This window comes from Pseudomonas sp. MPB23, from assembly GCF_046605395.1.
GTDB lineage: Bacteria > Pseudomonadota > Gammaproteobacteria > Pseudomonadales > Pseudomonadaceae > Aquipseudomonas.
This window is the reverse complement of record NZ_CP176771.1, coordinates 3,943,789-3,968,245: the sequence shown is the minus strand read 5'-3', so window position 1 is coordinate 3,968,245 and position 24,457 is coordinate 3,943,789. Positions and strand designations below refer to the sequence as shown.

26 protein-coding genes are annotated in these 24,457 nt (G+C 62.5%); 3 read left to right on the top strand and 23 right to left on the bottom strand.

The features are described from left to right. The first annotated feature begins 2 nt into the window (after positions 1 to 2). Together ACLH0J_RS18015 and ACLH0J_RS18010 are read left to right on the top strand one after the other, a co-directional pair. Complete coding sequence (locus tag ACLH0J_RS18015) at positions 3 to 968, top strand: hypothetical protein (protein WP_411388402.1); 966 nt, start codon at positions 3 to 5, stop codon at positions 966 to 968. A 19-nt stretch (positions 969 to 987) separates the two neighbouring features. Next, positions 988 to 1,749: an aspartyl/asparaginyl beta-hydroxylase domain-containing protein gene (locus ACLH0J_RS18010; RefSeq protein WP_411388401.1), complete on the top strand. Its 762-nt coding sequence runs from the start codon at positions 988 to 990 to the stop codon at positions 1,747 to 1,749. A 50-nt stretch (positions 1,750 to 1,799) separates the two neighbouring features. Here the strand turns inward: ACLH0J_RS18010 and ACLH0J_RS18005 are convergent, their stop codons facing one another. Continuing rightward, on the bottom strand, positions 1,800 to 2,333 hold the full coding sequence (locus tag ACLH0J_RS18005) for a RimK/LysX family protein (RefSeq protein ID WP_411388400.1): 534 nt from the start codon (positions 2,331 to 2,333) through the stop codon (positions 1,800 to 1,802). 260 nt (positions 2,334 to 2,593) lie between these two features. On the opposite strand from ACLH0J_RS18005, the gene ACLH0J_RS18000 reads away from it, so the two are divergent. Further along, positions 2,594 to 3,085 (top strand): acyl-CoA thioesterase, encoded by a 492-nt coding sequence (locus ACLH0J_RS18000; protein ID WP_411388399.1) that lies wholly within the window; start codon positions 2,594 to 2,596, stop codon positions 3,083 to 3,085. A 579-nt stretch (positions 3,086 to 3,664) separates the two neighbouring features. On the opposite strand, the gene ACLH0J_RS17995 is transcribed toward ACLH0J_RS18000, so the two are convergent. The 22 genes from ACLH0J_RS17995 to ACLH0J_RS17890 form a co-directional block, all read right to left on the bottom strand. After that, positions 3,665 to 4,870, bottom strand: coding sequence for an ISL3 family transposase (locus ACLH0J_RS17995; RefSeq protein WP_411388398.1), 1,206 nt, complete (start codon positions 4,868 to 4,870; stop codon positions 3,665 to 3,667). A 334-nt stretch (positions 4,871 to 5,204) separates the two neighbouring features. Beyond that, complete coding sequence (locus ACLH0J_RS17990) at positions 5,205 to 6,269, bottom strand: 2,3-butanediol dehydrogenase (RefSeq protein ID WP_411392856.1); 1,065 nt, start codon at positions 6,267 to 6,269, stop codon at positions 5,205 to 5,207. Positions 6,270 to 6,637: 368 nt separating this feature from the next. Continuing rightward, on the bottom strand, positions 6,638 to 7,705 hold the full coding sequence (gene hypE / locus ACLH0J_RS17985; protein WP_411388397.1) for a hydrogenase expression/formation protein HypE: 1,068 nt from the start codon (positions 7,703 to 7,705) through the stop codon (positions 6,638 to 6,640). Further along, on the bottom strand, positions 7,702 to 8,838 hold the full coding sequence (hypD, locus tag ACLH0J_RS17980; RefSeq protein WP_411388396.1) for a hydrogenase formation protein HypD: 1,137 nt from the start codon (positions 8,836 to 8,838) through the stop codon (positions 7,702 to 7,704). Before hypD ends, hypE begins: the two co-directional genes overlap by 4 nt. Next, positions 8,835 to 9,068, bottom strand: coding sequence for a HypC/HybG/HupF family hydrogenase formation chaperone (locus ACLH0J_RS17975; protein WP_411388395.1), 234 nt, complete (start codon positions 9,066 to 9,068; stop codon positions 8,835 to 8,837). The genes hypD and ACLH0J_RS17975 overlap by 4 nt, the downstream gene beginning before the upstream one ends. Beyond that, positions 9,059 to 10,222, bottom strand: coding sequence for a carbamoyltransferase HypF (locus ACLH0J_RS17970; protein WP_411388394.1), 1,164 nt, complete (start codon positions 10,220 to 10,222; stop codon positions 9,059 to 9,061). Before ACLH0J_RS17970 ends, ACLH0J_RS17975 begins: the two co-directional genes overlap by 10 nt. Then, positions 10,215 to 11,228 (bottom strand): hydrogenase nickel incorporation protein HypB, encoded by a 1,014-nt coding sequence (gene hypB / locus ACLH0J_RS17965; protein ID WP_411388393.1) that lies wholly within the window; start codon positions 11,226 to 11,228, stop codon positions 10,215 to 10,217. The genes ACLH0J_RS17970 and hypB overlap by 8 nt, the downstream gene beginning before the upstream one ends. A 23-nt stretch (positions 11,229 to 11,251) precedes the next feature. Further along, positions 11,252 to 11,599 (bottom strand): hydrogenase maturation nickel metallochaperone HypA, encoded by a 348-nt coding sequence (locus tag ACLH0J_RS17960; RefSeq protein WP_411388392.1) that lies wholly within the window; start codon positions 11,597 to 11,599, stop codon positions 11,252 to 11,254. Further along, positions 11,592 to 12,674, bottom strand: coding sequence for a HoxV (locus tag ACLH0J_RS17955; RefSeq protein ID WP_411388391.1), 1,083 nt, complete (start codon positions 12,672 to 12,674; stop codon positions 11,592 to 11,594). Before ACLH0J_RS17955 ends, ACLH0J_RS17960 begins: the two co-directional genes overlap by 8 nt. Continuing rightward, entirely contained in the window at positions 12,671 to 13,174 is a 504-nt protein-coding gene (hybE, locus tag ACLH0J_RS17950) for a [NiFe]-hydrogenase assembly chaperone HybE (RefSeq protein WP_411388390.1), read from the bottom strand. Before hybE ends, ACLH0J_RS17955 begins: the two co-directional genes overlap by 4 nt. Beyond that, on the bottom strand, positions 13,161 to 13,391 hold the full coding sequence (locus ACLH0J_RS17945; RefSeq protein WP_411388389.1) for a rubredoxin: 231 nt from the start codon (positions 13,389 to 13,391) through the stop codon (positions 13,161 to 13,163). The genes hybE and ACLH0J_RS17945 overlap by 14 nt, the downstream gene beginning before the upstream one ends. Before the next feature lie 7 nt (positions 13,392 to 13,398). Then, the gene (locus tag ACLH0J_RS17940; protein WP_411388388.1) at positions 13,399 to 14,292 is read right to left on the bottom strand and encodes a hydrogenase expression/formation protein; all 894 of its coding nucleotides are present in this window, start codon (positions 14,290 to 14,292) and stop codon (positions 13,399 to 13,401) included. After that, on the bottom strand, positions 14,289 to 14,771 hold the full coding sequence (locus ACLH0J_RS17935; RefSeq protein WP_411388387.1) for a hydrogenase: 483 nt from the start codon (positions 14,769 to 14,771) through the stop codon (positions 14,289 to 14,291). The genes ACLH0J_RS17940 and ACLH0J_RS17935 overlap by 4 nt, the downstream gene beginning before the upstream one ends. Beyond that, positions 14,768 to 15,142: a HypC/HybG/HupF family hydrogenase formation chaperone gene (locus tag ACLH0J_RS17930; RefSeq protein ID WP_411388386.1), complete on the bottom strand. Its 375-nt coding sequence runs from the start codon at positions 15,140 to 15,142 to the stop codon at positions 14,768 to 14,770. Before ACLH0J_RS17930 ends, ACLH0J_RS17935 begins: the two co-directional genes overlap by 4 nt. A gap of 1 nt (position 15,143) precedes the next feature. After that, a complete protein-coding gene (locus tag ACLH0J_RS17925) occupies positions 15,144 to 15,803 on the bottom strand; it encodes a HyaD/HybD family hydrogenase maturation endopeptidase (protein ID WP_411388385.1) in 660 nt (219 codons plus the stop codon). After that, a complete protein-coding gene (gene cybH, locus ACLH0J_RS17920) occupies positions 15,800 to 16,483 on the bottom strand; it encodes a Ni/Fe-hydrogenase, b-type cytochrome subunit (protein ID WP_411388384.1) in 684 nt (227 codons plus the stop codon). The genes ACLH0J_RS17925 and cybH overlap by 4 nt, the downstream gene beginning before the upstream one ends. Positions 16,484 to 16,544: 61 nt before the next feature. Further along, positions 16,545 to 18,401, bottom strand: coding sequence for a nickel-dependent hydrogenase large subunit (locus tag ACLH0J_RS17915; protein WP_411388383.1), 1,857 nt, complete (start codon positions 18,399 to 18,401; stop codon positions 16,545 to 16,547). A 6-nt stretch (positions 18,402 to 18,407) separates the two neighbouring features. Further along, a complete protein-coding gene (locus ACLH0J_RS17910; protein ID WP_411388382.1) occupies positions 18,408 to 19,508 on the bottom strand; it encodes a hydrogenase small subunit in 1,101 nt (366 codons plus the stop codon). Between the two features lie 435 nt (positions 19,509 to 19,943). Next, positions 19,944 to 20,999: a HoxN/HupN/NixA family nickel/cobalt transporter gene (locus ACLH0J_RS17905; RefSeq protein WP_411388381.1), complete on the bottom strand. Its 1,056-nt coding sequence runs from the start codon at positions 20,997 to 20,999 to the stop codon at positions 19,944 to 19,946. 201 nt (positions 21,000 to 21,200) lie between these two features. Next, a complete protein-coding gene (locus ACLH0J_RS17900) occupies positions 21,201 to 22,526 on the bottom strand; it encodes an ATP-binding protein (protein WP_411388380.1) in 1,326 nt (441 codons plus the stop codon). A 5-nt stretch (positions 22,527 to 22,531) separates the two neighbouring features. Next, a complete protein-coding gene (nikR, locus tag ACLH0J_RS17895; RefSeq protein ID WP_411388379.1) occupies positions 22,532 to 22,987 on the bottom strand; it encodes a nickel-responsive transcriptional regulator NikR in 456 nt (151 codons plus the stop codon). Between the two features lie 12 nt (positions 22,988 to 22,999). Further along, on the bottom strand, positions 23,000 to 24,457 hold the full coding sequence (locus ACLH0J_RS17890) for a nickel-dependent hydrogenase large subunit (protein ID WP_411388378.1): 1,458 nt from the start codon (positions 24,455 to 24,457) through the stop codon (positions 23,000 to 23,002).

Below are 24,457 nucleotides of genomic sequence, written 5' to 3'. Positions count from 1 at the left end.
CCATGATCGAGATTGAACGGGACCCGGCGACACTCCCCCTGTTCGAGTTGGTGAGCCATGAACTGGCGCGCCCGGTGAGCCAAGACCTGCACGCACTGACTGAAGCGCTGATGGCGCGGTTCGGCGCAGGCATCTCGGCGATCCTGTTCTACGGTTCTTGCCTGCGCACACGCACCACCGATGGGGGGTTGATCGACCTGTACGTCCTGGTGGATCACTACCAGGACATCCACGCCTCCCGGCTCAGTCAATGGGCCAACGCCCTGCTGCCGCCCACGGTGTTTCTGTTCACGGCCACCGATACCGCCGGCAAAACCCTGCGCGCCAAGTGCGCCATTCTCTCGCTGAGCGACTTTGAACACGGCACCCATAGCTGGTTTCAAAGCTACCTGTGGGCGCGTTTCGCCCAGCCTAGCCGCCTGGTGTTCAGTCGCACGCCCTCGATCCAACTGCGCGTGGAGCGAGCGGTGTGCCGCGCGGCCTTGCGCATGATCAGCGAAACGGTCCCGCTGCAAGCCCCCGTGTTCAACAGCGACACGTTCTGGACCCGCGCCTTGAGCTTTACCTACGGCAGCGAACTGCGGCCCGAAAGCAGCGACCGCCCGGCTCTGATTACCCAGCAGAATCAAGGCTACCTCGCCGCCCTCCTGGTCGCGGCCGCCCACGTCGATGGCGTCGGCTTTGCCGGGTCGATGACCGATGAGCTGTATATCAACCACAGCACCGCTGAACAGCAGCGACGGCAGGCGCAAAACTGGCGGACCCGACGCCTTCAGGGCCGGGCATTGAACCTGGTGCGCCTGATCAAATCGCTGTTTACCGTCAAGGGTGGCGTCGATTACGCCATCTGGAAACTGGAGCGCCATTGGGGCGAGCCGATCAAACAGCCGGAGCGGTTACGCCGCTATCCGCTGGTGTTCTGCTGGCCGCTGCTGTGGAAGCTGCTGAAACAACGACCTCGTACATGAAACCGACAGGATATTTTCCATGATCGCCAGGAAGACGGCTTTGACCCCCAAGAAAAAACGCAAACATCGTCCCAGCGTCGCCATCGGCCTGTGGATCATCAAACGCCTTGAAAATCTGATACGGCGTAGCTCTACGGTGGGTAACACGCCGTTCTTCGACCCGGCCATCTTCGCCTGGACCCGGGAGCTGGAATCCCGGTCGGTGGTGATTCGCGCCGAACTCGATGCCGTGTTGCGCAACAGCGATGCCATCCCCAGTTTTCAGCAGATATCCAAAGACCAGGCCAGACTGACCCAGGACGACCGCTGGAAGACATTCTTCCTCTACGGCTATGGCTACAAGATCGACGGCAATTGCACACAGTGCCCACAAACGACCCAGATCATTGAGTCCATCCCGGGCATGTACACCGCGTTTTTCTCGATTCTCAGCCCCGGCAAGCACATTCCGCCCCACCGCGGGCCCTACAACGGATTGCTGCGGGTGCACCTGGGGCTGATCATCCCGCAACAGGCCGAACAGTGTCGTATAGAGGTGGGTGATGAAGTGCGCCATTGGCAGCAGGACAGTTGCCTGGTATTCGACGACACCTTCAAGCATCAGGTCTGGAACGACACTGACGAGCGGCGCGTGGTGCTGTTCCTGGATGTGCAGCGGCCCATGACATTACCGGGCCGCGTGCTGAACCGGGTAGTGCTCAAGTTGATCCAGTGGTCGCCGTTCATACAGGACGCGCGCAAGAACCAGCAGAACTGGGATCGCGGCATCCTCAACCAGTGAATCATCGCCCATCAGGCACCGGGCTCCCCCGGCGCCTGATGGGCGCGATATCAGAGCTTGCAATCAGGCTTGAGGGTGTCGGATCGTGACGCATCCACCAGGCCCAACCGTGGAAGCACATCACGCCCCAGCCTGACCGGCGACCCCCCTTTACCGTGGGTTTTCAGCGCAAGGTCCTCGACGTATACCTTGTCACCCAGGCACAGCGACATCCGCACCAACTGATGCTGACTGCTGCCAAAGGCGCCTTTGGATTTTTCGGTGCGCAGTACTTTCCTCTCCAGCGTCAAATCGGTCGTGCCCGTCAATGCGTGCATCACCGGGACACTGAAACGCACCCAATTCTCGCCATTTCTCTGGAATAGGACGAGGTCATGAACTTCAATGGAAGACTTGGGCGAAGTGGGATTAAGTTCGACCTCCACACTCCCTTGCTCAGGTTGAATCAGCGCCTTTTCCTGCCAACCGAAAACGTCGGCCTGGGTCACTTGCGGAATAATCAATGCCAACATAAAGCTGCTTAGAACCGTGGTATAACGACGCATTGTTTCACCTAAAGCAAATAGTAATTTCAGGTTTTGCAACAATAAAGCCCCATAACCGGCGCCCCGTGCTCGACGCACTTTATCATTAAGTCTGGGTTTACAATATTAAATTAAACTCAGCGATAGAGCACACACGCACTGCGCGCGCATTATTAACTTATCCGAAATACACTCTTCCATTTAACTACATAGCTACTTACGTCAACTGACTGTAACGTCATGCGGTCCAGACAAAGCCTCAAGCGCCAGACCTACATGGCGACATGGCCTATGACAATGCCTACCGTGATGAGGAAACTATGGAACCCGGCAGTTACCAACTGAGCATGAGCGTGCTCATGACCCCCGACAAAGCCAACTTCTCCGGCAACGTGCATGGCGGCGCGTTGTTGAAAATGCTCGACGAAGTGGCGTTCGCCTGCGCCAAGCGTTATGCAGGCCGCTACGTGGTCACCCTTTCGGTTGACCAGGTGATTTTCAAGGAGCCGATCCACGTCGGCGAACTGGTCACCTTCCTGGCGTCGGTCAACTACACCGGACGCACTTCGCTCGAGATCGGCGTGAAGGTCATGACCGAGAATATCCATGAGCGTACCGTGCGCCACACCAACAGCTGCTACTTCACCATGGTCGCCGTCGACGCCGCTGGGCGCCCCAGCCCCGTGCGCCCCTTGCAGCCCGACACGCTCATCGAGCGCCGTCGCTACGCCCAGGGCCAGTTACGCAAGCAACAGCGCCAGGAACTGCAGGCTCGCTACGACGAGATACGCGAACTGGGCACGCACCATTAGGCCCTTCGCTCACCCACCGCCCCGCCCGGAACACCAAGGATCAACTATGAACATCTCGCGCCTGAGTCGGATCCGACCCTGGATCCTCCAGTACATGCAGGAACGTGTTGACGAACAGTTGCCGTTTTCTCCTGCGCAGCGCTCCTTCGTCTGACAGCGGGCCAAGAATCAGCCGGCGGAAGAAGTCTAAGCAAGGCTTTCGAGAAACGCGGCAACCAACGCGTTGAATACCTCTCCCTGGTCATCGTGTACGGAGTGACTGGCGCCTGCGACCTCCACTGTCCGCACGTGCGGGTTACTGGCACTCATTGCCTGCGTCTTTCGAGAGGAAGAGTCGTATGCGGTAATTCCGCACGTGCGGATCTGTGCGGGGGGTGGCAGGTGACTGCCATTCCTCCCGCGACCGATGGTTTCGGCCGCGGCTCCAATATATAGTTTTAATTGGCCACTTTTATATCCCAGCCCCCACAGTAGTTCCCAGCAGCGAACAAGCGGCATCCTCGCCCTTAATAACACCTCCCCAATACGACCCACTTAAGTTAGCACCCACCGTGACCCCGCCCCCTATTTTTGGGTTCTTCACGGATTACCGGGAAAGACGCTCTTGATTTTCATGAAAAAGAATTCGCTATCCCGGTAACCGTACGCCATCCGTTTGATGACCTTTATTCGATTATTTATTCCTTCCAACTGACCGGTGTGCATCGGCCAGCGAACCCGGCTGACGATGCCCCGCCAGTAACTCTTTAGCCGTTTGGCGAACTGGATCAGTGCCGGTATTTCGCTTTCATGCGCATGGCGCAGCCATTGCTTCCAGGCCGATCGCCAACCCCAAGCGGTGCTCGGCGTCCAAAGCGTTTTGAGTTCAGTCTTCATCAAATAGACCTTCATCAACGCGTGGTTGGCCGCCAGCAGATCCTCCAAGCGGACCTGTTGCTCCGGTGTTTTCAGGTTCTGCGGGTTGCGCAGGAGCAGCCAACGCGCCTGCTTGATGACCTGTCGGGCCGGCTTGTCATGACGCAGTCGATTGGCTTCGTCGACGCGAACCCGATCAATCACCTCTCGGCCATACTTGGCCACCACATGGAAGAGGTCGTAGACCACTCGCGCGTTGGGACAGTGCTGACGAACCTCCAGGTCAAAAGCAGTGTTCATGTCCATTGCCACCGCTTCGATTCGGGCGCATCCCTCTGGCCCCAGCTCTTCGAAAAACGGCCTGACCGCCGCCCGGCTGCGGCCTTCGCCGACCCACAGCACTCGTCGTGTATCCGCATCCAGCACCACACTGGCGTAACGATGGCCCTTGAACAGGGCGAACTCGTCCATCACCAGACGCCGTGGTTGCGCCTTCGGCAGATCGCTCAATGCCGCTTGCAAGGCACGACGCTCCAGCAACCGAACGGTGTCCCAATGCAGCCCAAACATCTGCGCCACATGCAGCGTGGGAAGGCGTTCACAGGCTTGAATGACCGCCTCTGCCAGACGCCGCGTCATACGGGCATAGCGATCCAGCCAACTGACGGCCTCCATGCGTTTACCGCAGTCGCGGCAACCAACGCGTCGGAGCAAAACGCTCAGGCGCACCGCACGACCGAGAATGGGCAAATCACGAATGACTCGCTCGCAATACTCATGCGTGGTTGAACAGGGTTTTTGGCACCCGCCACAGGAAGGGAATCGGGTGGCGTGGGGTGTCAGATCGATCTGGAGGGCGTCACCATCAGGCTTGATCGTGACGACAGAAAAGCCCTCCCAAAAAGGAAGGAAAGTATTAATATCGCGCATAAGAACGCCGGTTTGTTAGATGTGTTTGCTCGCACGAACATCATCAATCAAATCGGCGTTCTTGTTTCTGTGTTTCCCGGGATTCCGTGAAGAACCCAAAAAAAGCGGACAGCAGGCAGAGCCAGGTCCGGTGTACCGAACGCCACATGTCTAGATCCCTCCGCATGGCTTTGTGCCATCAATGGGTGCAGATCGGATAGTGGCGTTTTAATGGCGTCAATAAAGTATGTAAATTTGTTTCAGCGTTGAATCAACAAACTCATCAGGCACTCGGCCCCTCCTCTACCCTGCCCGGCAGCAAGGCGTGGAGGGACCGAGTCAGTCATCGCGCGCCTCAGACTCGGGCGGGTGACACGATGATTTTCACGTTGTGTTCCTTGTTTTTGACCAGTTCCTCGAAGCCCTGCCCCACGATCTGTTCCAACTGAATGCGCCCCGTCACCAGCGGCGTAATGTCCAGCCGTCCATCGGCGATAAACGCGATCACGTCAGCGAATTCGCCGTTGTAGGCCAGCGCGCCCAGTACCTGTTTTTCCGTTGCCACCAACTCGAAGAAGTTGAACTCGCTGGGCTCCTCGAAGATCCCCACCAGTACGCACTTGCCGGCCTTGCGAATCAGGTCGATCGCGAGCTTGGCCGTGTGTTTGTTACCGATGCATTCGAAACTGACATCCGCCCCGAGCCCGCCCGTCAGGCGGCGCACCTCGGCCAGCACATCGCATTGATTGGGATCGAGCACATGGGTCGCCCCCACTTCATGGGCCTTGGCCTTGCGCGCACCGGACATTTCCAGCGCGATCACCTGCGCCGCGCCCGCCGCCTTGGCGCACATGATGGTGCACAGGCCAATGGTGCCCGCGCCGACCACCACCACGTTCTGCCCAAGCAGGCTGCCGGCTTTTTTCACCGCGTGCATGCCCACCGCCAGCGGCTCGATCAGCGCCCCGGCCTCAGGCGGAAAGTTCGCCGGCAACTTGTACAGCAGGTTGGCCGGCACGTTGACCAATTCAGCGAAGGCACCGTTGTTCATCAGCCCGGTGAAGGCCAGGTTTTCGCAAATGTTGTACAGCCCGTGGGTGCAGTAGTAGCACGTGCCGCAATGCTGGCACGCGTCGGCCGCCACCGGCTCGCCGACGCTGAAACCCTGCACGCCGGCGCCGAGTTCGACGATCTCGCCACAAAATTCATGACCGAGAATGCATTGGCCCTTTATCCCGGTCAGCGGATGCGGCGCGTCCACCGGGATGAACACCGGCCCGGCCACGTACTCATGCAAATCGGAGCCGCAAATGCCGCACCACTGCACGCGGATCTGCACCCAACCGGCAGGTGGCGAAATCGGCAACGGCACGTCTTCGACGCGGATATCGTTACGGCCGTGCCAGACAGCGGCACGCATGCTGCGTTGCGGAGTGAGCGAAAGGGTCATTGCGAAATCTCCTTGAACCGGTTGGGCCTGGCACCCCGCAAGCGTGTGTCGGGAGGGGCGTCAGTGCGGTTGCACGAGGTCCAGAACCAGCCGCTTGGGCAGGACATCGGCCACCACTTTTTATTATTGGATTGCCAGTCAGGCTGGTTGCCAGAGCTAGAGCAAGGCCGATGCCAGGTCGGCTGAAACACCCGCCGTGCCCGTTCTTAGAGCGTTCGCGGGAAACCCCAGGGTCGTCAGGACCACGTTCGGATGAGACGCTGGATGTCAGGCTGCATGAGGCTGCGACGAGACGGTGAGACGTTGCGTCTCACCGCCCGCCTCAAGATTTCAAGCGCTCAGCAGATTCTCGGTAGCTGTTCGCCGGACAACCAGTCGACCACCCTGCGTCCGCCGAATCGGGTCTGCATCTGCACGAAACCGTGCGCGTCTTCGAGGACCGTGCCGATGCGCACCGCCTGTTCGCCCAACGGGTGGAGGCGCATGCAGTCGAGCAGCGGCTGGGCGTCTTCTTCGGCGCAGATGGCGATCAGCTTCCCCTCGTTGGCGATGTAGAGCGCGTCCAGCCCCAACAGTTCGCAGGCGGCCTCGACCTGCGGCTGCACGGGAATCGCCGCTTCGTCCAACAGCATGCCGACCCCGGATTGACCGGCAATTTCGTTCAGCGTCGTCGCCAGGCCTCCGCGGGTCGGGTCGCGCAGTACGCGCAGGCCGGGAGCGACCGCGAGCATCTGCGCCACCAAGCCATGCAGGGCGGCGCTGTCAGACAGGATTTCGGTCTCGAACGTCAGCCCTTCTCGCTTGGACATGATCGCCACGCCGTGTTCGCCGATGCTGCCGGACACCAGGATCGCATCGCCAGGGCGTGCGCGATGCCCGCCGGTGTCGACCCCGTTGGGGATAATGCCGATGCCGGTGGTGCTGATGAACACACCGTCGCCACTGCCGCGTTCCACCACCTTGGTGTCACCAGTGATGATCGGCACCCCGGCCTCGCGAGAAGCGCGACCCATCGACTCGACGATGCGCTTGAGGTCGGCCAGGGCAAAGCCTTCTTCGATGATGAAGCTGGCAGAGAGATAAAGCGGGCGGGCGCCGCCCATGGCCACGTCGTTGAGGGTGCCGTGCACGGACAAGCTGCCAATGTCGCCACCGGGGAAAAACAGCGGCGACACCACGTGGGCGTCGGTGGCCATGACCATGCGTTCGCCGGGTTTGAGTGCCAGGCTGAAGGCGGCGCCGTCGTTGCCCTGGCGTAACCACGGGTTATCGAAGGCGGCGACGAACAGTTCTTCGATCAACTGCGCCGAAGCTCGCCCGCCGGCACCGTGGCCCATATCGACCACGCCGTCGCGAACATTGAGGGGGCGTACATAACCGCGTTTGACGGGAGAACGGCCGGTCATACTGCAACAACCTCGATGTCTTTATAGCGCCCGTAGGCATAGTGAGCGGCGCAGGCGCCTTCGTTGGAGACCATGCACGACCCCATGGGGTTTTCCGGGGTGCATACGCTGCCGAACAGGCGGCAGTCGGTGGGCTTTTTCTGCCCGCGCAGGATCGGTCCGCACTCGCAGGCTTTGTTATCGGCCACGGCGCGGTAATGCAGGTCGAAGCGTTTTTCGGCATCGAAGGCGGCGAATGCCGGGCGAATGCGCAAGGCGCTGAATGGCACCTCACCAAGCCCGCGCCATTCGAAGCTTTCCCGCAGTTCGAAGATCTCGTCCATCAATGTCAGGGCGGCGCTGTTGCCGTTGCGGCCCACGGCACGGACGAATTCGTTTTCGACCTCGGCGCGCCCGTCGTTGACCTGGCGCACCAGCATCAAAATCGCCTGCATGACGTCCAGCGGTTCAAACCCGGCAATCACCACCGGCTTGCGGTATTGGCGCGCAAACTCGGCGTAGGGTTCAGAGCCAATGATGATGCTCACATGCGCCGGGCCGACGAAGCCGTCCAGTTCCACCGCCGCCGGATCTTGCCCGGGGGCGGCAAGGATATGCTCGATGGCCGCCGGGGTGAGGACATGGCAGCACAGCACGCTGAAGTTTTTCAGGCCACGGGCGGCGGCGTCGCGGATCACCAAGGCGGTCGGCGGCGTGGTGGTTTCGAAACCGATGGCCAGGAACACCACCTCACGCTCGGGGTTGGCCTCGGCGATTTTCAGCGCATCGCTGGGTGAGTAGATCATGCGGATATCCGCGCCCTGGGCCTTGGCGCGTAGCAGCGAGAGGCCACCGGACGCCGGCACGCGCAGGGTGTCGCCGTAGCTGCAGAGGATCGCGCCGTGCTCCAACGCCAGCTTCACCGCCAGGTCGATACGCCCAATCGGCAAGACGCACACCGGGCAGCCAGGGCCGTGGATCATGCGCACATTGGCCGGCAGCAAATCACTCACGCCGTAACGCGAGATCGCGTGGGTATGGCCGCCACAGAACTCCATGAACCGGTATTGGCGTTCAGGCTGGACTTCGGCGCGGATGCGTTCGGCAATGCGTTGTGCCAGTTCGCCGTCGCGGTATTCATCGATGTACTTCATAGGGCTTCCGGTTGCAGGCGGTCCAGCTCTTCGAACATTTCCAGGGTGCGCTGGGCTTCTTCGGGGTCGATCAGGCCCAGGGCATAACCGACATGGACGATCACGTAGTCGTCGATCCGGGCGTGCGGCACCAGCGCCAGGGAGATTTCCTTGCGGATACCGCCCAAGTCGACGAGTGCGTTACCGCCGTTGCGCAATTCGATCACGCGGGCGGGAATGGCTAGGCACATGCTTGAGGTTCCTCCAATGGCAGAGCGGGTTGGCGTTGCGGGTCACGCCAGTGCGCGGCAACCCAGGCTTGACCGAGGGCCAGCCCGGCATCGCCGCACGACACGGCCTGCGCGCTGAACACCGCCAGGCCCTTGGCAGTCAAGCGTTGCGTGAGCCGGGCACTGAGCAGGCGATTGGCGAAGCAACCGCCCCCGAGCAGCACCGGCAGCGTGGTGGACTGGCGCTCGATCCAGTCGGCGAGAGCGGCGGCCAGCGTCAAGTGAAACAGGGCCGCGCCTTCTGCGCTGCGTCCGCTGTCGGCGAGTTCGAACAGGCGGGTCAGCAGCCGTTGCAGGTCGAGTACGCCGTCGGCGCGGATATGCCACAGGCCGTCGATGGCGGGCTCGGCGTGGGCGGTCAGGTATTCAGTCGCCAGACGCTCCAGGGCAATGGCGGCTTCGGCCTCGAATTGTTGCCGGACACTGATGCCGAGAATCCCGGCAGCGGCATCGAACCAACGGCCGGCGCCACTGCTCAGCGGGCAGTTGAGATTGCGCGCGAGCATCTGCGCGACCGTCTGGGCGCTTTGTTCGCCGACCAGCGGCCCGAGCCGGGCGAGGATTTCATCGTCGCGCCCCAGCAGATGCAGCGCCGCAGCGGCCAAGCGCCAGGGTTCGCGGGCGGCCACATCGCCACCGGGCAGTGGCAGTGGCAATAGATAGCCGAGTCGGCGCCAGGCATCGCTGGCCACCCACAGCAACTCGCCGCCCCAGGCTGCGCCGTCGCTGCCAAGGCCCACACCGTCGAGCGCCAGGCCGAGTACCGGCCCGTCGAGGCCATGTTCGGCCATCAGCGCGGCAATGTGCGCGTGGTGATGCTGCACCGCCACGGCGGGCACCTTGAGTTTTTCCGCCAGCGTCACCGCCAGTTGCGAGCTATAGAAATCCGGGTGCAGGTCGTGGGCGATGGCTTGCGGCGTGACTTCTGCACACGCCAACAGCGCGTCCAACGACGCCTCCAGCTCCAGGCAGCTTTGCGGGTCGCCCAAATCGCCGTGCAGCGGCGACCACAGCACCTGATCGCCTTGCAACAGGCAAGCGGTGTTCTTCAGCCACGCGCCACAGGCCAGCACCGGCGGCCAGACCTGCACGCCGGGCAGTTTTTCGCTACGCATGGGGGGCCTCCACCTGGCCTTTGAGGCGGGCCAGTTCCGCTTCCAGTTCAGCGATGCGCGCGGCGCGTCGGTCAACGTCGGGGGCGCCGGCCAGCAACCAGTCGAGCCAGGCATCCAACCCGGTGCCGTCGCGGGCGCTGAGCTGGATGATCTGAATCTGCGGGTTGACCTGTCGCGCGTAGTCCAGGCAGCGCTGCACGTCGAAATCCAGGTGCGGCAACAGGTCGATCTTGTTGAGGATCATCAGGCGCGCGGCGGCGAACATGTCCGGGTACTTGAGGGGCTTGTCTTCGCCCTCGGTCACCGACAGGATCGCCACTTTGCCCGCCTCGCCCAGATCCCATAGCGCGGGGCAGACCAGATTGCCGACGTTCTCGATGAACAGAATGCCGGCCGGCTCGCTGGCGTCATGGGCGTGGTGGCTGTGTTGATGCTGTGGCGTATGCACGTGGGCGTGGGGCTGCTGCTCGACGGGGCTGTGCACGTGGGGCTGATGCGCGTGACCGGCGGCATGCAACGCTTCATGCAGCGGCAGGCGGCTATAGGCTTCGGTGATCATCCGCGCATCGAGGTGGCAGCCTTTGCCGGTGTTGATCTGGATCGCGGGGACGCCGGTTTCGCGGATGCGCTCGGCGTCGTGACGGGTTTGCTGATCGCCCTCGATCACCGCCAGCGGCAAGTCGGCGCGGCGTTGGCGCAGGGCCATGAGGGTGCTGCACAACAGGGTCGTCTTGCCGGAACCGGGGCTGGAGACCAAATTCAGCGCCAGTACGCCGTGGGCGGTGAAGTTTTCCCGGTTGCGTGCGGCGTGCCGGTCGTTTTCGCCGAGGATGTCTTGCTCCAGGCGGATGGTGCGGGCCTGGCTCATGCCCGGCACTGAAACCCGTGCCTGGCCCGTGCCGTAATGCAGGTCGCCGGTAGCGTCGACCTGCACATCGCTATCGGTGGCTGGCGCTTCGGTCTTGTCGTGTGAATGCCCGGTTCCGCAACCGCAGACGACGCACATGGTGTACCTCCAAAATCAAACGATTAATGATCCTCGACCTGCAGGTCGAGGATGCGCAGTTCAGTCCCGCCGGTGGGTTGCAGCCAGAAGCCGCCGCATTGCGGGCAGCCGGCGCCACGCTCGGTCAGCGCCACGCTGATGGCGCAATCCAGGCACCAGGCCTGGCCCGGGGGTTGTTCAATATCGATGTGCGCACCGGCCAGCAAGGTGCCTGGCGCCAGGGCTTCGAGGGCGAAACGCAGCGCCTCGACTTCAACGCCGGCCAGTTGGCCGGCTTCCAGGCGCAGGCGGCTGACCCGTACGAACGGATCGCGCCTGGCCGCCGCCTCGACGGCGCTGAGAATGCCGCCCGCCAGACTCACTTCATGCATGAATAATTTCCTCGCTCGGTGCTGCTTCAAGTTCGAGGGTGAAGCCGATGCACGGGTCGAAGGCCGCGATCAACAGTTCGGTGCGACGTCGCGTGCGCGGATCGCCGGCTGACATCGTCGCCAAGCCCTGGGCCAGCGCGCCGTGGGGATGAAGGTTCCATTCGGTCGGCGCGATGACCTGATAATCGCTGATCAACACACCGGCATTCATTCGCGCCAGGCAGACCCGGTGCAGCAACAGGCCGCGCGATGTTTCGCTCCAGGCCAACGCCTCGTTGGGCCCCAACGCCAATGCGCCGAGCGCCAGGCCAGTGGGCTGTGGCAGTGACAGCCGCGCCAGTTCGGCGAGACGCGCGCCCAGGCGCAGCCAGACGCTGGTGTAGCGTTGCGGATCGGCCTCACGCTCGCGGGTCCAACTGCCCGTCTCACAGGGTAGCCCCTCGATCAGCGGATGCAACGCGAAATCGCTGGCCTCTGGCAGTTGGGCGGCCACCGCGTGCAACGCTTGGCGGTTGCCGGCCAGTGACAAGGCATGCACCGGCAGTTGCAGAGCGTGGGCATCCTCGCGGCAATCGGCCAGGGCGTGCGCCAGCCAATGGTCGCTGCGCTGGCTCCAGTCATCGAGCGCGCGGAACGGGTCGGCCTGCCATTGTTCAAGCCATTGCGCCACCGATTCGCCCAGCCAGACCTGCATCGCCTGCTGCGGAGCGTGTTCCCAGGCATGCAGTTGGCTGAGATCGGGGCGCACCGACGGGTTACCCAACAACCGCGGCCATTCGAGCAGCATACGCCGCACATGTTCGCGACGGGTTTCGGCCTCCAGCATGCGCTGGGCATTCGGGTCGATGGGCATTTCGCCGTGCAGTGCCGTGTTGACGGCCAACTCGGCGGTCAAGCGATGCGCTTGCCCGCACAGGCTATAGAGCAACGGCAAGTGGTGCGCAGCGGTCTGTGGCGGCTGGCCGCGCAACAAGGTCGCGGCCAACGCCGGGCGCCCACCGACAATGGCGGGCTGCTGACCGGGACGCACCCGCAACGATCCGCCGAGCCGCGTCAGGGTTGCCGTGGCGGTCATTGCGCGCCCCCGGACACGCGTCCGAACAGCAAGCCACGGCGGCTGATGGCCGGGCGTTCGGGGGCGGGTTCGGGAGCGTCCCGCAACAGCGCCAGCACCTGTTCAGCGGTTTGCCGGGCCGCGTCCTGATCGGCGAATTCAAACATCGGTGAAAACAGCGAGCAGCTCTCGTAGCCACCGATGTCTTCACCGTCCGCGCCAATGAAGGTCAGGCGCTGGCCGCCGAACTGATGCTCGCCTGACGCCCCTGGGGCCAGGGTGCTGTCGGTGTTCTCCGGCAGCCAGACCAGGTTCATGAACCAGGGCGTGATCAGAATGCCGAGCACGCCGGTGGCCGCGTTCTCCCCGGCGATCTGCGCGCTGAAACCCACCGCCTCGACTGCCAGTTGTTGATTGAGAAACGGCAACCCGCGCATGCGCGTATCGGCGATGCCCTGGAAGTGCGCGCACAGGGTCTGCGCCTGTTGCGCCGGGACGTCTTGCCACTCAGACAGATTCATCGAGCACCATGAACTGCTCAGCATCGCCATCGCAATTCGGGCAACGCCAATGGTCCGGCAAGGCCGAGAACGGCGTACCGGGCTCGATCTGCCAGACCGGGTCGCCTTCGCGCGGGTCATACACCCACCAGCAGATTTTGCATTCCAGGCGGGTGGCGTCGCTGATCCGCGCGTTGTCACCGCCGTAGCTGCCTTCGAAGCTGGTTTTTTCGTTCATCGTTGCCTCACTGCCCTTCAAACCACTGGATAACGTCTTCAAAGCGTTCCAGAGAGTCGGCCAGGTCTTCGGGGGCGGCGCAAATCACTTCCGGCAGGTCGGTAATTTCGATGGTGTCGAGGATTTGCGCATCCTGCGAGTTGAAGTACGTGATGCGCCAGCAGTTCTGGATCCGGGTCGCGCTGATCAGGCAATTGCCATAGCCCCGGGCCAAGGCGCGCACGGGGCCGGCGGGCAAATGGGTGTCGAGGAAGGCAAGGTCTTGTTCGGACAACGGCAGCAAGGTCAGGTTAATCACATGCACCTGGTCGCCGGGTTGCCAGTGTTGGCTGCGGTCCTGGACTTCGGTCAGGATCGCCGGGGCGTTCATGACGCCGAGCGGCAACGGTGACGACAAGTCGAAAGCCGCTGGCCGGGCCGCCGCTTGCGCCTTGCTGCGCAGTTGCGCGGGCGCGGCGCCCACTTCGACGTGATCGTAGCCCTGGCCGTAGAGGCGCCATACGCCGGCGAAGATCGATTCCTGGATGCGCAACGACGGCTGCGCGGCAATGATCGCGCTGACCTCGCCCTCCCCCAGCAATTGGTCGAGCAGCTTGCGGTCGCCGACTTCCAGGCCGCTGAGGTCGACGCTTTGCGTGGCCAGGCCGTTCGTGCAGTCGCGCAGGCATTGCAGCAGCGTCTGCAACGCTTGCCGGGCGCCGGGCAACGCCTGCAGCTCTTCAGGCTCGGGCAGCACCGGAATGCTATGGGTGTACATGCCCTGGGGCATGCTGATGTATTCGAGCACGTCCTCATCGTCGGGTTGGGAGCCGGGGCCGATATCCACCACGGGGATGTAGTTCAGCGGATCGAACGCCACGGCGTGGTTTTGCACGTCACGGTCATTGGCATCGTGGTTCATTGGCAGCCTCCAGGGGCGCTGACGGGGGCTCCGGCGAGCAAGGGAATGCGCGCATTGCTTTGGCTCACGGCACTGTCCGCCAGGCGCAGGTATTCATCCCAGTCGAGCATGCCGCTGAAGGTACTGACGTAACCGCCATCGCGCAGCCACACCAGCGACGGCCAGCGGCGCACGGCAAAGCGCTCGGCAATGGCTTCTTCATCGGCGCGACTGACCACGCCCAGGCGCAGGGTCAATTGGTGGCGGCGCGCGATTTCCACGCGCAGTTCCGGCAGCACCACGGCCACGTCCAGGCATTCAGGGTGGCGTATCGGGTCTCCGCACAGCAGCAACAGACAGTCGCCGCCTTGGGCAAGCCAGGCGTCGAGGTTGTCGGCGTCGATCCAGGCCGCGTCGAATTGTTCCACCAGGCGGCTGATCAAGGCCGGGATGGCGGGCGTCGCGGGAATGGGCGCCATGAAAACAGCGGATTCGCTCATGTGGGGTCCTTGCGTGACGGTTGAGGTGGGGTGAGCGCGGCACGCTCAAGGGGCGGCGATGCCTGGCCCAGCAAAGCGGCCAGTTGCCCGGCGCTCATGGCCGAGGGCAAGCTGAAACCCGGCGCGCTGTCGGGCTGCGGGGCCGTGCCGAACAAGGCGTCTTCGAGCAGGCCCAGGGTCGAGTCGATTTCGCTGGCGCGTTGGGCGTCGAGGCGTTCACGGGCGGCGTCGAGAAAGATCAACAGCCAGTCGCCGACGGCACAGGGGCCAACCAATGACAGGTCGATGCGCCGTTCTTCGCCGTGGCGGTCGCGGCATCGGGCGAAGCCCAACTCGGCCTCGACCACTTGCATGGGCAATCCGATGCACATATCAGACGCGCCTGGCGAGGATGCGTTCGTCGCCGATCCGGCAGGCTTGCTGTGCGGACGGGCGTTCGTTTTCGTAGCGTTGCAGCTCCAGGTGCGGCAGCGTCACGGCCTCTTCACCGGCGAGCGGCGTAGCGCGTTGCTGCGGCGCCGCGCCCCAACTGTCGAGCACGCGCAGCGCCTCATCCAGCGCCCCTTCCATGGCGGCCCGGACGCTGGGGCGCAGGCTGCCGCCGTAGTCCATCATGTTTTCCGGCTGGCAACCGATCAGCAACACTCGGGTCGGGTAATGGCCGGTCAATTGCGCGAGCATCAGCACTTCCTGAAAGCCGGTCTGATGCAGGCTGAGTTTTTTGATACCGAGGAATTTAGGCACCTCGTCGTCGGCGATGAACTTCAGTTCGCCCGGTGCGAGGTTGTAATCCACCGCGTCGAAAATCAGCAGGTAATCGGCTTGCTGGACATGCTGGATCAAGTACAGGCCTTGCGTGCCGCCATCGATCAGCGCCACGTTGTCGGCGAACTCATAACGCTGTTGCAAGGCTTCGACGCAACGTACGCCGAAACCTTCGTCGGCCCACAGCAGGTTGCCGATGCCCAGCACGGTGATCTGCGGCAGTGTCGGTTGGAGAGGACTCATGGCGGTTTCTACCAATGTGGTCATTTTTTGAAGGTCTTGTAGCCGGAAATCATGGCGCCGACCAAGCTCAGTCGGCCGTTGATTTCTTCGCGCACGGCGGCATAGATGTGGAACATGACGAATAGCACGATCACCCACATGCCCAAGTGATGCAGGACATGCACATTGTTGGATTGCCCCAACAGTGGCAGCACCCAACCGAAGGTGCGTTCCTGCCACGAGCCCATTTGCGCGCCTTCGCCGTACAGCGCGAAGCCGGTCAGGATCATGAACAGTGAGGTCAGCAGGAAGATGAAAAACATCGCGAACCGCGACAGCGGGTTGTGGCCGAACATCGGTTTGGGCGTCGGCCCGATGAACAGGTAGTAGCGCACCCAAGCGAGCATGTCGGCCCAGTAGACCTTGCTGGTCAGCGGCACCGAGAACAGTTCGCGGGCGTGATGATTGCCCACCAGCGCCCAATAGGCGCGCCCGATCATGGCGATGGTGAAAATGTACGCCGCGCTGAAATGCGCAAAGCGGATGTAGCCCATCACGAAATGGTCGCTGGCTTCGCCCGGTTGAGTCGCCAGCGGCGAGCCAATCAAGTAGCCGGTGATGGCCAGCACCACAATGCAGGCGGCATTGATCCAGTGCCACAGGCGCACGGGGGCCTCGTACACGTATTCCGACGCGTCGAGGGGGCTTTGAGTAGGTTGGGTCATAGCGTCACCTTTGGATGGGCAGGCGCCGTGGCGCCTGCCGAATGCAGCGTTGAACAATCGATCAACTGACCTTGACTGTGCTCAGCTCCGCGCCGTCCTCGCTCATCACGTGGGTGGCGCAGGCCATGCAAGGGTCAAAGGAATGCAGCGTGCGCAGGATTTCCACGGGCTGATCGGGGACGGCCACCGGCGTGTTCATCAGCGCGGCCTCGAAAGCACCGATCTGACCCTTGGCATCACGCGGGCTGCCGTTCCAGGTGCTGGGCACGACGCACTGGTAGTTTTCGATCTTGCCGTTCTTGATTCGGATCCAATGGCCCAGCGCGCCGCGTGGTGCGGCAACGATGCCGACCCCTTTGGCTTCGGCAGGCCAGGTGGACGGATCCCACTTTTCGACGTTGGCGGTGGCGCGGTCGCCGTTGCGGATGTTGGTCATCAACTCGTTCCAGTCGTCGACCATCATTTCTGCGCAGTACTCGGCTTCCAGGGCACGGGTCAGGGTTCGGCCGATCGTGCTGGGCAAGAGTTGCTTGGCACTGAGGTCGGTTTCCGCCAGGCCCAGGGCTTTTGGCAAGTCGTGGTTGACCGCTCGCAGCGAACCTTCCAGTTGCTCCTTGACCCGCTGGCAATGCGGGTTGCCCTTGAGGGCATGGGCGTAGCCAAGGATGTAACGCGCCAACGGCCCGACTTCCATGGCATGCCCGCGCCAGCGCGGAGATTTGACCCACGAATATTTGGCGCTTTCGTCCACTTCTTCGATGTTGGTGCGCGTGCCCTTGGTCTTGGCGCCCAGCTCGTAGTTCGGCTCGGTGATGCCGTCCCACGGGTGCAGGCCCTTGTCGTTGTCCGGGTAGTTGTACCAGGAGTGGGTCACGAACTCTTGCACTTGCTCGGGATCGCGCGCGTCCACAGGCAGGATTTCGTCCCAGTTGCCGTTGAGGATCGCGCCGCCCGGCAGTTGGTTGGTGCTGTCGTCGTAATTGACCTTGGCGTAGGTGCCGTAGTCCATCACGTTGGTCGCCGACAAGCCGCCGCCGTGCAGCCAGCCTTTTTGCTTATAGATAGTGCCGATGGCCAACACGTCCGGCACATACACGTTGCGGCAAAAGGTCAGCGCTTCATCGATGCGCGCACGCACGAAGTTCAGGCGTTCCATATTCAACGGCGCGCCGGCGGCCAGATCGCCGTCGATATTGATCGCGCAGGGCACGCCGCCGACCAGGTAGTTAGGGTGCGGGTTCTTGCCACCGAAGATGGTATGGATCTTCACCCACTCTTTCTGCAAGTCGAGGGCTTCGAGGTAATGGGTCACGGCCATCAGGTTGGCTTCAGGCGGCAACTGGTAAGCGGGGTTGCCCCAATAGCCATTCATGAACGGCCCGAGCTGACCGCTTTCGACAAACTTCTTCAGGCGGTTTTGCACGTCGCGGAAGTAACCCGGCGACGACAACGGGTGAGCCGGCGACACGGTCTGCTGCAATTCCGAGGTGCGTTTGGGGTCGGCCTTGAGCGCAGACACCACGTCCACCCAGTCCAGGGCATGCAGGTGGTAGAAATGCACGGCGTGGTCATGGACTTGCAGGGTCTTGGCCATCATCTCGCGAATCAAATGCGCGTTCGGCGGGATGCGAATACCCAGCGCGTCCTCGACCGAACGCACCGAGGCCAGCGCGTGGCAACCGGTGCAGACGCCGCAGATACGCTCCACGAACGCCCAGGCGTCACGCGGGTCGCGGCCCTTGAGGATGACTTCGAGGCCGCGCCACATGGTGCCGGTGGAAACGGCATTGCGGATGATGTTGTTGGCGTCGAGGTTGACCTCGACGCGCATGTGGCCTTCGATACGGGTCACAGGGTCGACAACGATACGTCGGCCTGTGTTGTTGAGGTCGAAACCCTGAGTCGAATAGGTGCTCATTGGTGCTTATTCCTGTCTTGTCGCTGGGGCGTCGGGCGACGGCGTGGACGCCTTGCCGTTACTGGCGCGTTTGAGGGCGGTGACGGCGGCGTGGGCAGTGATCGCTGCGCCTACGGTGACGCCGGCAGCCAGGCCGATTTCATCGGCGTTCGCTTCAACACCAAACTGGTTGATATCGGTCAGGTGCTGATAGAACGAGCCCTTGTCCCAGAAACCTTCCTCCGAGCAACCGATGCAGCCGTGGCCGGACTGAATCGGGAAGCTGGTGCCGCCATTCCAACGCACGGTCGAGCAGGCGTTGTAAGTGGTCGGGCCTTTGCAGCCGACTTTGTAGAGGCAGTAGCCCTTGCGCGCGGCGTCGTCGTCCCAGGACTCGACGAACTGGCCGGCGTCGAAGTTCGGGCGGCGGTAGCACTTGTCGTGGATGCGCTGGCTGTAGAACATTTTCGGCCGGCCCTGACGGTCCAGCTCAGGAATGCGGTCGAAGGTCAGCATGTAGGTGATCACCCCGGTCATGACTTCAGCGATGGGCGGGCAGCCCGGCACTTTGATGATCGGCTTGTCGGTGATGACCTTGTGAATCGGCACGGCCTGGGTCGGGTTGGGCTTGGCCGCTTGTACGCAGCCCCAACTGGCGCAGGAGCCCCAGGAAATGATCGCCTTGGCATCGCGTGAAACACGCTTCAACTGCTCGACGAAGGGCTTGCCGCCAATGATGCAGCTCATGCCGTCCTGGTTCAGCGGCGGGTTACCTTCGACGGCCAGGATGTAGTTGCCCTTGTACTTGGTCATGACCTCATCAAGGATCGCCTCGGCCTGGTGCCCGGCAGCAGCCATCAAGGTGTCGTCGTAATCCAGGGAGATCATCGACAGCACCACGTCCTTGGCCAGCGGATGCGCGGAGCGGATGAATGACTCCGAGCAACAGGTGCATTCCAGGCCGTGCAGCCAGAGGACTGGCGTACGCGGCTTGTTCTCCATGGCCCAGGCAATTTTGGGCATGAAGGCCGGGCCCAGGCCCAGCGAGGTTGCGGTCAAGGAACAAAATTTGAGAAAGCTGCGGCGCGAGATGCCTTGTCTGCGCATCACCTCGTAAAACGTTTCCATTACTTTATTTCTCCTCCCCGAGAAGGTGGTTCAACGGGGGCTGCACTCGGTGTGTTGGAAATCTGTGCCTGACCGGGTAAGTCAGGCGCCATGCCGTCGGCTACAAAGGCCATCAGTTCTATGGGGTGTTGAAGCTGCCGCCTGGTCATGATTGCGACGGCGGCTGGAAACATGCGGATAACCCATGACGTTCAGTTATCTGGTAAGTACAAGACCTGTGCCATTTCGCCGCGGCGCGGATAAATGCGTTGCCAAGTAATTTATCTATTTGTTTTTAAAGGAATTTTATTATTTAGCCGTGCATGCCGAAGCGCCTTGTAACAAAGCTGAAATGGAATGTTTGTTTCCACTATTTATGCAGGCTGGAAATCTTGTGTCCGGCCAGGCAAGTCGCTGGCGAGAGAACCTCGCCAGGCGCAGAAAGGAAGAGATGGCTCAGGCACGTGCCACGTCCAGGCGGTCGTAGCCCTTGAAGCGGTAGAACAGCACAGAAACGGCCCAGGTCAGGATGAATATCCCGACGATCAGGTAGCCGATCATGCCGAAGTTGTCGGTCAGTGCGCTGATGTAATCCCACACGCCGCCGTGCAGGTCCCACCGCGCCGCGACCAGCCCGAGCACTTCCACCCCGCCCACCAGCAATGCCACCACTACCGACATGGACGTGATGGTCAGGTTGTAATAGAGCTTGCGCGCCGGGTTGACCAGTGCCCAGTGGTAAGCCCCGGTCATCATCACGCTGTCGGCGGTGTCGACCAGCGCCATGCCGGCGGTGAAGAGCGCCGGGAACACCAGAATCGACCAGATCGGCAGGCTCTGCGAGGCTTGCACCGCCGCAATCCCCAGCAGGCCGATTTCCGTGGCGGTATCGAACCCCAGGCCGAACAGCAGGCCCAGCGGATACAGGTGCCAGGGCCGACTGATCAGCCGAAACAGCGGGCGCAATAGACGAGCAATCGGACCGCCGCCGGTGAGGATCGCGTTCATTTCTTGCTCGCCGATCCGTTCGCCGCGCCGCACGCGTCCAAACGCTTGATACACCGAGCGCAGGATCAGCAAGTTGATCAGCGCCACCAGCAACAGGAACGCGGCTGACACCGAGGTGCCGATCAGCCCGCCGATGCCATGAAAGGCTTCGATTTCGCTTTTGAATGCCGTGGCCGTCAGGGCGATACCGAGCGAAGCCAGGATCACCACGGTGCTGTGCCCGAGCGAGAAGAACAGCCCGACACTCGCGGTTTGCCGGCCTTCCTGGATCAGCTTGCGGGTGGCGTTGTCGATCGCGGCGATGTGATCGGCATCCACCGCATGGCGCAGGCCGAAGCTGTAGGCCAGAAAGGCGGTGCCGAGCAGCAGCGGATAGTCATGGAAGGCCGTGAACGCCCAGGCCCAGGCCAGCAGGTTGGCGGCGACCAGGCCGGCGAAAATCGCCAGAACGCGATGCTTGAACGTCAACGGCGCAACAGTCGGTGAAACAGGATGCAAGGGCATGCGAACTCCAGAAAGATGGGTTCAGGTATGAAGAATCTGAAAAACCTCATACAAACCCTGTGCCAGTTTGCCTGCCGAGGGCGATTCAGCTGTGGCCGGGCGACGGTCTAGCGCTCGCAGAACATCGCGACTGGACAGTGATTGTCCATCCACGCGGATAAATGGACAGTGAGCTTCCAGCCACAGCGCTGGATTATCGTCTCAGGCGAGCACGGCTTCGGGCAGCGTCACGGTGAATTGCGCACCGCCTTGCGGGTGATTGGCGGCCGTCATCCGACCGCCACAGCGTTCGATGATGCCGTAGCTGATCGACAGCCCCAGGCCCGTGCCTTTGCCCACGGGCTTGGTGCTGAAGAACGGGTCGAACACTTGGCCCAGATGTTTCTCGGCGATGCCCGCGCCATTGTCGCGTAAGCGCAACGTGACCCATCCCGGCGCCTGGGTCACCTCGATCCACACGGTCGGCGCGGTCTGGTTGGCGGTTTGCGCGGCATCGTAGGCGTTCTGCATCAGGTTCATCAGCACTTGCAGCAGTTGCCCGGCATTACCGCGCACCGGCGGCGTGTCAACGGCCTGCCAATGCACCTGCAGATCCGGCGCGACGCCACGGCAGACCCAGTGGATGGCGCGCTCGATGACGTCATTGAGATCGACCTCGCCCAGTGCTTCACGGTCCACCGCCGAGAAGCGCTTCAGGGCGCTGACGATGTCGGCGGTGCGTTGCGCGCCCTCCATGCTGCCCTCGATCAACGACGGCAAATCGCTGAGCAGCGGATCAATGCGCAGCTGTTGGCGCAAGGCGTGAAGATGGGTTTGCGGCTCGCCGTCGTGGACCGCTTGCAGGTACTGCTGCAAGCGTTTGCCATAGCTGTCGAGCACATGGGCGTTGGCCAGCACGAAGCTGATGGGGTTGTTCAGTTCGTGGGCGACACCCGCCACCAGGCGCCCCAGCGAAGCCATTTTTTCCGCGTGCAACAGTTGTTGTTGCGTGCGCTTGAGCGCTTCGTGGGCTTCGTGCAGTTGGCGATACGCGTGCTGGAGTTCGCCCAACGGTCGCCCTACCAGCACATGCCCGATAAAGCGTCCATTGCCGGCGCTGCGCACGGTGCAACTGACGTCCACGGGTACCGGCGCGCCGCTGGCATCCTTGAAGTTGACCTCCAGTGAGGCGCTGGCGTTGGGATGGCGCAGACTGGCGAGAACCTGGCGCAATTGACTTTCACTGTGTGGATCGGCCAACAAGGCATAGGCCGGGCTGCCGGACAATGACGGCTCATCACGGCCGACCAGCGTGCGCAGCGCGCTGTTGCTCTCTTCAATGCGCCCTTCGGGGTCGCAGGCCAGCAACACGTCGGACATCGACGACAACAGCCCGGCGATGAACTGTTGCGACTGTTCCAGCTCGACGTTCTTCTCTTCCAGGGCGATTTCGTCTTGCACCAGCTTGGAATAGACCTCGTCCATCCTGGCGATGACTTCAATCCAGGCGTCTTCGTCGAGGGCGCCGGGTGGCGGTTTACGGGCCATGGTCGTCAGCTTTTAGGGTGCAGATGCAGGTGACTGTGGGCCGGCTCGTGGCTTGCGCCCTGCTCCACCGGGATCAGGTTCAGCCAGCCATGGCGCACGCCGCGCTCAGCGCACAGGCGATTGGCGAACTCGCGCACTTGATCGGACGGCCCCTTGAGCATCAGGCTTTCCAGGCAGTTGTCGTGATCCAGGTGCGCATGCTGGCTGGCGATGGTCAGGTGATGATGGGCGTGTTGCAGCGCCATCACCCGTTCGGTCAGGGTGCGCGAGTGGTGATCGTAGACGAAGCTCAGGTTGGCCACGCAATGCGGCGCCTGGCCTTGTTCCAGGCGCGCCTGTTCGATATGCCGGCGCAAAATGTCACGCATGGCCTCGGAACGGTTGTGGTAACCCTGGTCGCGAATCAACGCGTCCAGTTCCTCAGCGAGGCCACGGTCCAGGGAAATGGTCAGGCGTTCCATGGGCTTTCCTTTTCAATGCACCGTGCAAACCATGCACGGGTCAAAAGAGCGAACGATATGTTGCACCGCGACCGGGCTTTTTTCACCGGGGAGCACTGGAGCACCTTGCAAGGCTTGTTCCAGTGCGCCGGGCTGACCCTGGGCATCCCGTGGCGAGAAGTTCCAGGTGGTCGGGGCGATGATCTGGTAGCGGGAGATTTTCCCCTGCTCCACCTCCAGCCAATGCCCCAGCGCGCCACGGGCCGCTTCGGTCAGGCCGACCGCGCGACCGCTGTCGGGCAATGCCGCGGCGCGGTAGTACGGTTCGCCGGGGCGCAGAGCGATCAACCAGCTTTCCATCAGCGGCACCACCTGCGCCAGTTCCAGCAAACGCGCGAGCAGGCGGGTATAAACCGTGGCTGAACAGCGTGCCACCGCATCGCGCAGCAGCGGTTGGCCGCTAATCAACTGACGCGCAATCGCGCCGGTTTCCAGCACCGCACCGGCCAGGCGTGGGGCCTTGTTCCAGGTATACGCGTCGGGTTTTTCCAGCAATGGCTGGGTTTGCCCCTCGGCCGGGTGGCGCGGGCCGCCCACGTCATCGAGCCAGGCATGGGCGCTGTCTTCACGGATGTCGCGCAGATCCAGCGCTTGCTCAGCCTGGGTGACGCCATTCCACAGACCGCGCGGGAACACCATCGAACCATCGGCCCGCGGATACGCCCCGTAGGACAGATAAAGCCCCGGCCCCGCCCCCAGATGCTCAAGCCCGGTGTCCAGGGCGATGTGCAGAAACTGGCGGAAATCGCCCTGCCCCGGCGCTTCGGCGTGCCATGCCCAAAGCGCGCTTTCGCTGCTCAAACCGTTGATGCGCTCCAGCGGCGCGGCGAACAGTTCGCTTTCCAGAAACTGCCGGAACTCGCGCACGCGGGTCAGCAGGCGCAAGCGCTCGGCGGCATCGATGGCGCGGGTCGAGCCGCCCGGCTGGATCGAACCGGTGTGCGGCCACTTGCCGCCCAGCGTGCCGATCAGGTCCAGCCAGCGTTTGCGCGCGGAAATGGCCAGGCGCTGCTGACAGCCCTGAAGCGGGGTAAACCGCGCCACCGCCGCCGGGTACCAAGGCCGGTCGGCGTACACCGGGCGCACGAAGTCCGGCATGAAAAACAGGTAGAAATGGCTCAGGTGATCGGCGAGGTTCTCGGTGGCGGCCATCAGATTGATTGCCAGCAGACCGTTGTCCGGCGGCTGTACGCCGGCCAGCCCGGCCAAGGCGCGGGCGGCGGCGATCGATTGCGACACCGAGCAGATTCCGCAGATGCGTGGCGCGTAGGTCAGGGCATCGAGCGGTGCGTGTTGCAGCAGGATTTGCTCGAAACCACGGTACATGGTGGCGTTGACCCGTGCCGTACGCACGTGGCCGTCCTCCACGTCCAGTTGAACTTCCAGATCGCCTTCAACCCGATTGAACGGGCCGACCACCAAACGTGACAT

Bases quoted from the DNA above. Each gene is read 5' to 3' on its own strand.
- ACLH0J_RS17930 (WP_411388386.1), bottom strand. From the start codon at position 15,142: ATGTGCATCGGATTGCCCATGCAAGTGGTCGAGGCCGAGTTGGGCTTC.
- cybH (WP_411388384.1), bottom strand. From the start codon at position 16,483: ATGACCCAACCTACTCAAAGCCCCCTCGACGCGTCGGAATACGTGTAC.
- ACLH0J_RS18010 (WP_411388401.1), top strand. From the start codon at position 988: ATGATCGCCAGGAAGACGGCTTTGACCCCCAAGAAAAAACGCAAACAT.
- hypB (WP_411388393.1), bottom strand. From the start codon at position 11,228: ATGTGCGTCGTCTGCGGTTGCGGAACCGGGCATTCACACGACAAGACC.
- nikR (WP_411388379.1), bottom strand. From the start codon at position 22,987: ATGGAACGCCTGACCATTTCCCTGGACCGTGGCCTCGCTGAGGAACTG.
- hypD (WP_411388396.1), bottom strand. From the start codon at position 8,838: ATGAAGTACATCGATGAATACCGCGACGGCGAACTGGCACAACGCATT.
- hybE (WP_411388390.1), bottom strand. From the start codon at position 13,174: ATGAATCTGTCTGAGTGGCAAGACGTCCCGGCGCAACAGGCGCAGACC.
- ACLH0J_RS18000 (WP_411388399.1), top strand. From the start codon at position 2,594: ATGGAACCCGGCAGTTACCAACTGAGCATGAGCGTGCTCATGACCCCC.
- ACLH0J_RS17915 (WP_411388383.1), bottom strand. From the start codon at position 18,401: ATGAGCACCTATTCGACTCAGGGTTTCGACCTCAACAACACAGGCCGA.
- ACLH0J_RS17975 (WP_411388395.1), bottom strand. From the start codon at position 9,068: ATGTGCCTAGCCATTCCCGCCCGCGTGATCGAATTGCGCAACGGCGGT.
- hypE (WP_411388397.1), bottom strand. From the start codon at position 7,705: ATGACCGGCCGTTCTCCCGTCAAACGCGGTTATGTACGCCCCCTCAAT.
- ACLH0J_RS17910 (WP_411388382.1), bottom strand. From the start codon at position 19,508: ATGGAAACGTTTTACGAGGTGATGCGCAGACAAGGCATCTCGCGCCGC.
- ACLH0J_RS17995 (WP_411388398.1), bottom strand. From the start codon at position 4,870: ATGCGCGATATTAATACTTTCCTTCCTTTTTGGGAGGGCTTTTCTGTC.
- ACLH0J_RS17925 (WP_411388385.1), bottom strand. From the start codon at position 15,803: ATGACCACATTGGTAGAAACCGCCATGAGTCCTCTCCAACCGACACTG.
- ACLH0J_RS17935 (WP_411388387.1), bottom strand. From the start codon at position 14,771: ATGAGCGAATCCGCTGTTTTCATGGCGCCCATTCCCGCGACGCCCGCC.
- ACLH0J_RS17960 (WP_411388392.1), bottom strand. From the start codon at position 11,599: ATGCATGAAGTGAGTCTGGCGGGCGGCATTCTCAGCGCCGTCGAGGCG.
- ACLH0J_RS17900 (WP_411388380.1), bottom strand. From the start codon at position 22,526: ATGGCCCGTAAACCGCCACCCGGCGCCCTCGACGAAGACGCCTGGATT.
- ACLH0J_RS17890 (WP_411388378.1), bottom strand. From the start codon at position 24,457: ATGTCACGTTTGGTGGTCGGCCCGTTCAATCGGGTTGAAGGCGATCTG.
- ACLH0J_RS18015 (WP_411388402.1), top strand. From the start codon at position 3: ATGATCGAGATTGAACGGGACCCGGCGACACTCCCCCTGTTCGAGTTG.
- ACLH0J_RS17970 (WP_411388394.1), bottom strand. From the start codon at position 10,222: ATGCGTAGCGAAAAACTGCCCGGCGTGCAGGTCTGGCCGCCGGTGCTG.
- ACLH0J_RS17955 (WP_411388391.1), bottom strand. From the start codon at position 12,674: ATGACCGCCACGGCAACCCTGACGCGGCTCGGCGGATCGTTGCGGGTG.
- ACLH0J_RS17945 (WP_411388389.1), bottom strand. From the start codon at position 13,391: ATGAACGAAAAAACCAGCTTCGAAGGCAGCTACGGCGGTGACAACGCG.
- ACLH0J_RS17990 (WP_411392856.1), bottom strand. From the start codon at position 6,269: ATGCGTGCCGCTGTCTGGCACGGCCGTAACGATATCCGCGTCGAAGAC.
- ACLH0J_RS17940 (WP_411388388.1), bottom strand. From the start codon at position 14,292: ATGAACCACGATGCCAATGACCGTGACGTGCAAAACCACGCCGTGGCG.
- ACLH0J_RS17905 (WP_411388381.1), bottom strand. From the start codon at position 20,999: ATGCCCTTGCATCCTGTTTCACCGACTGTTGCGCCGTTGACGTTCAAG.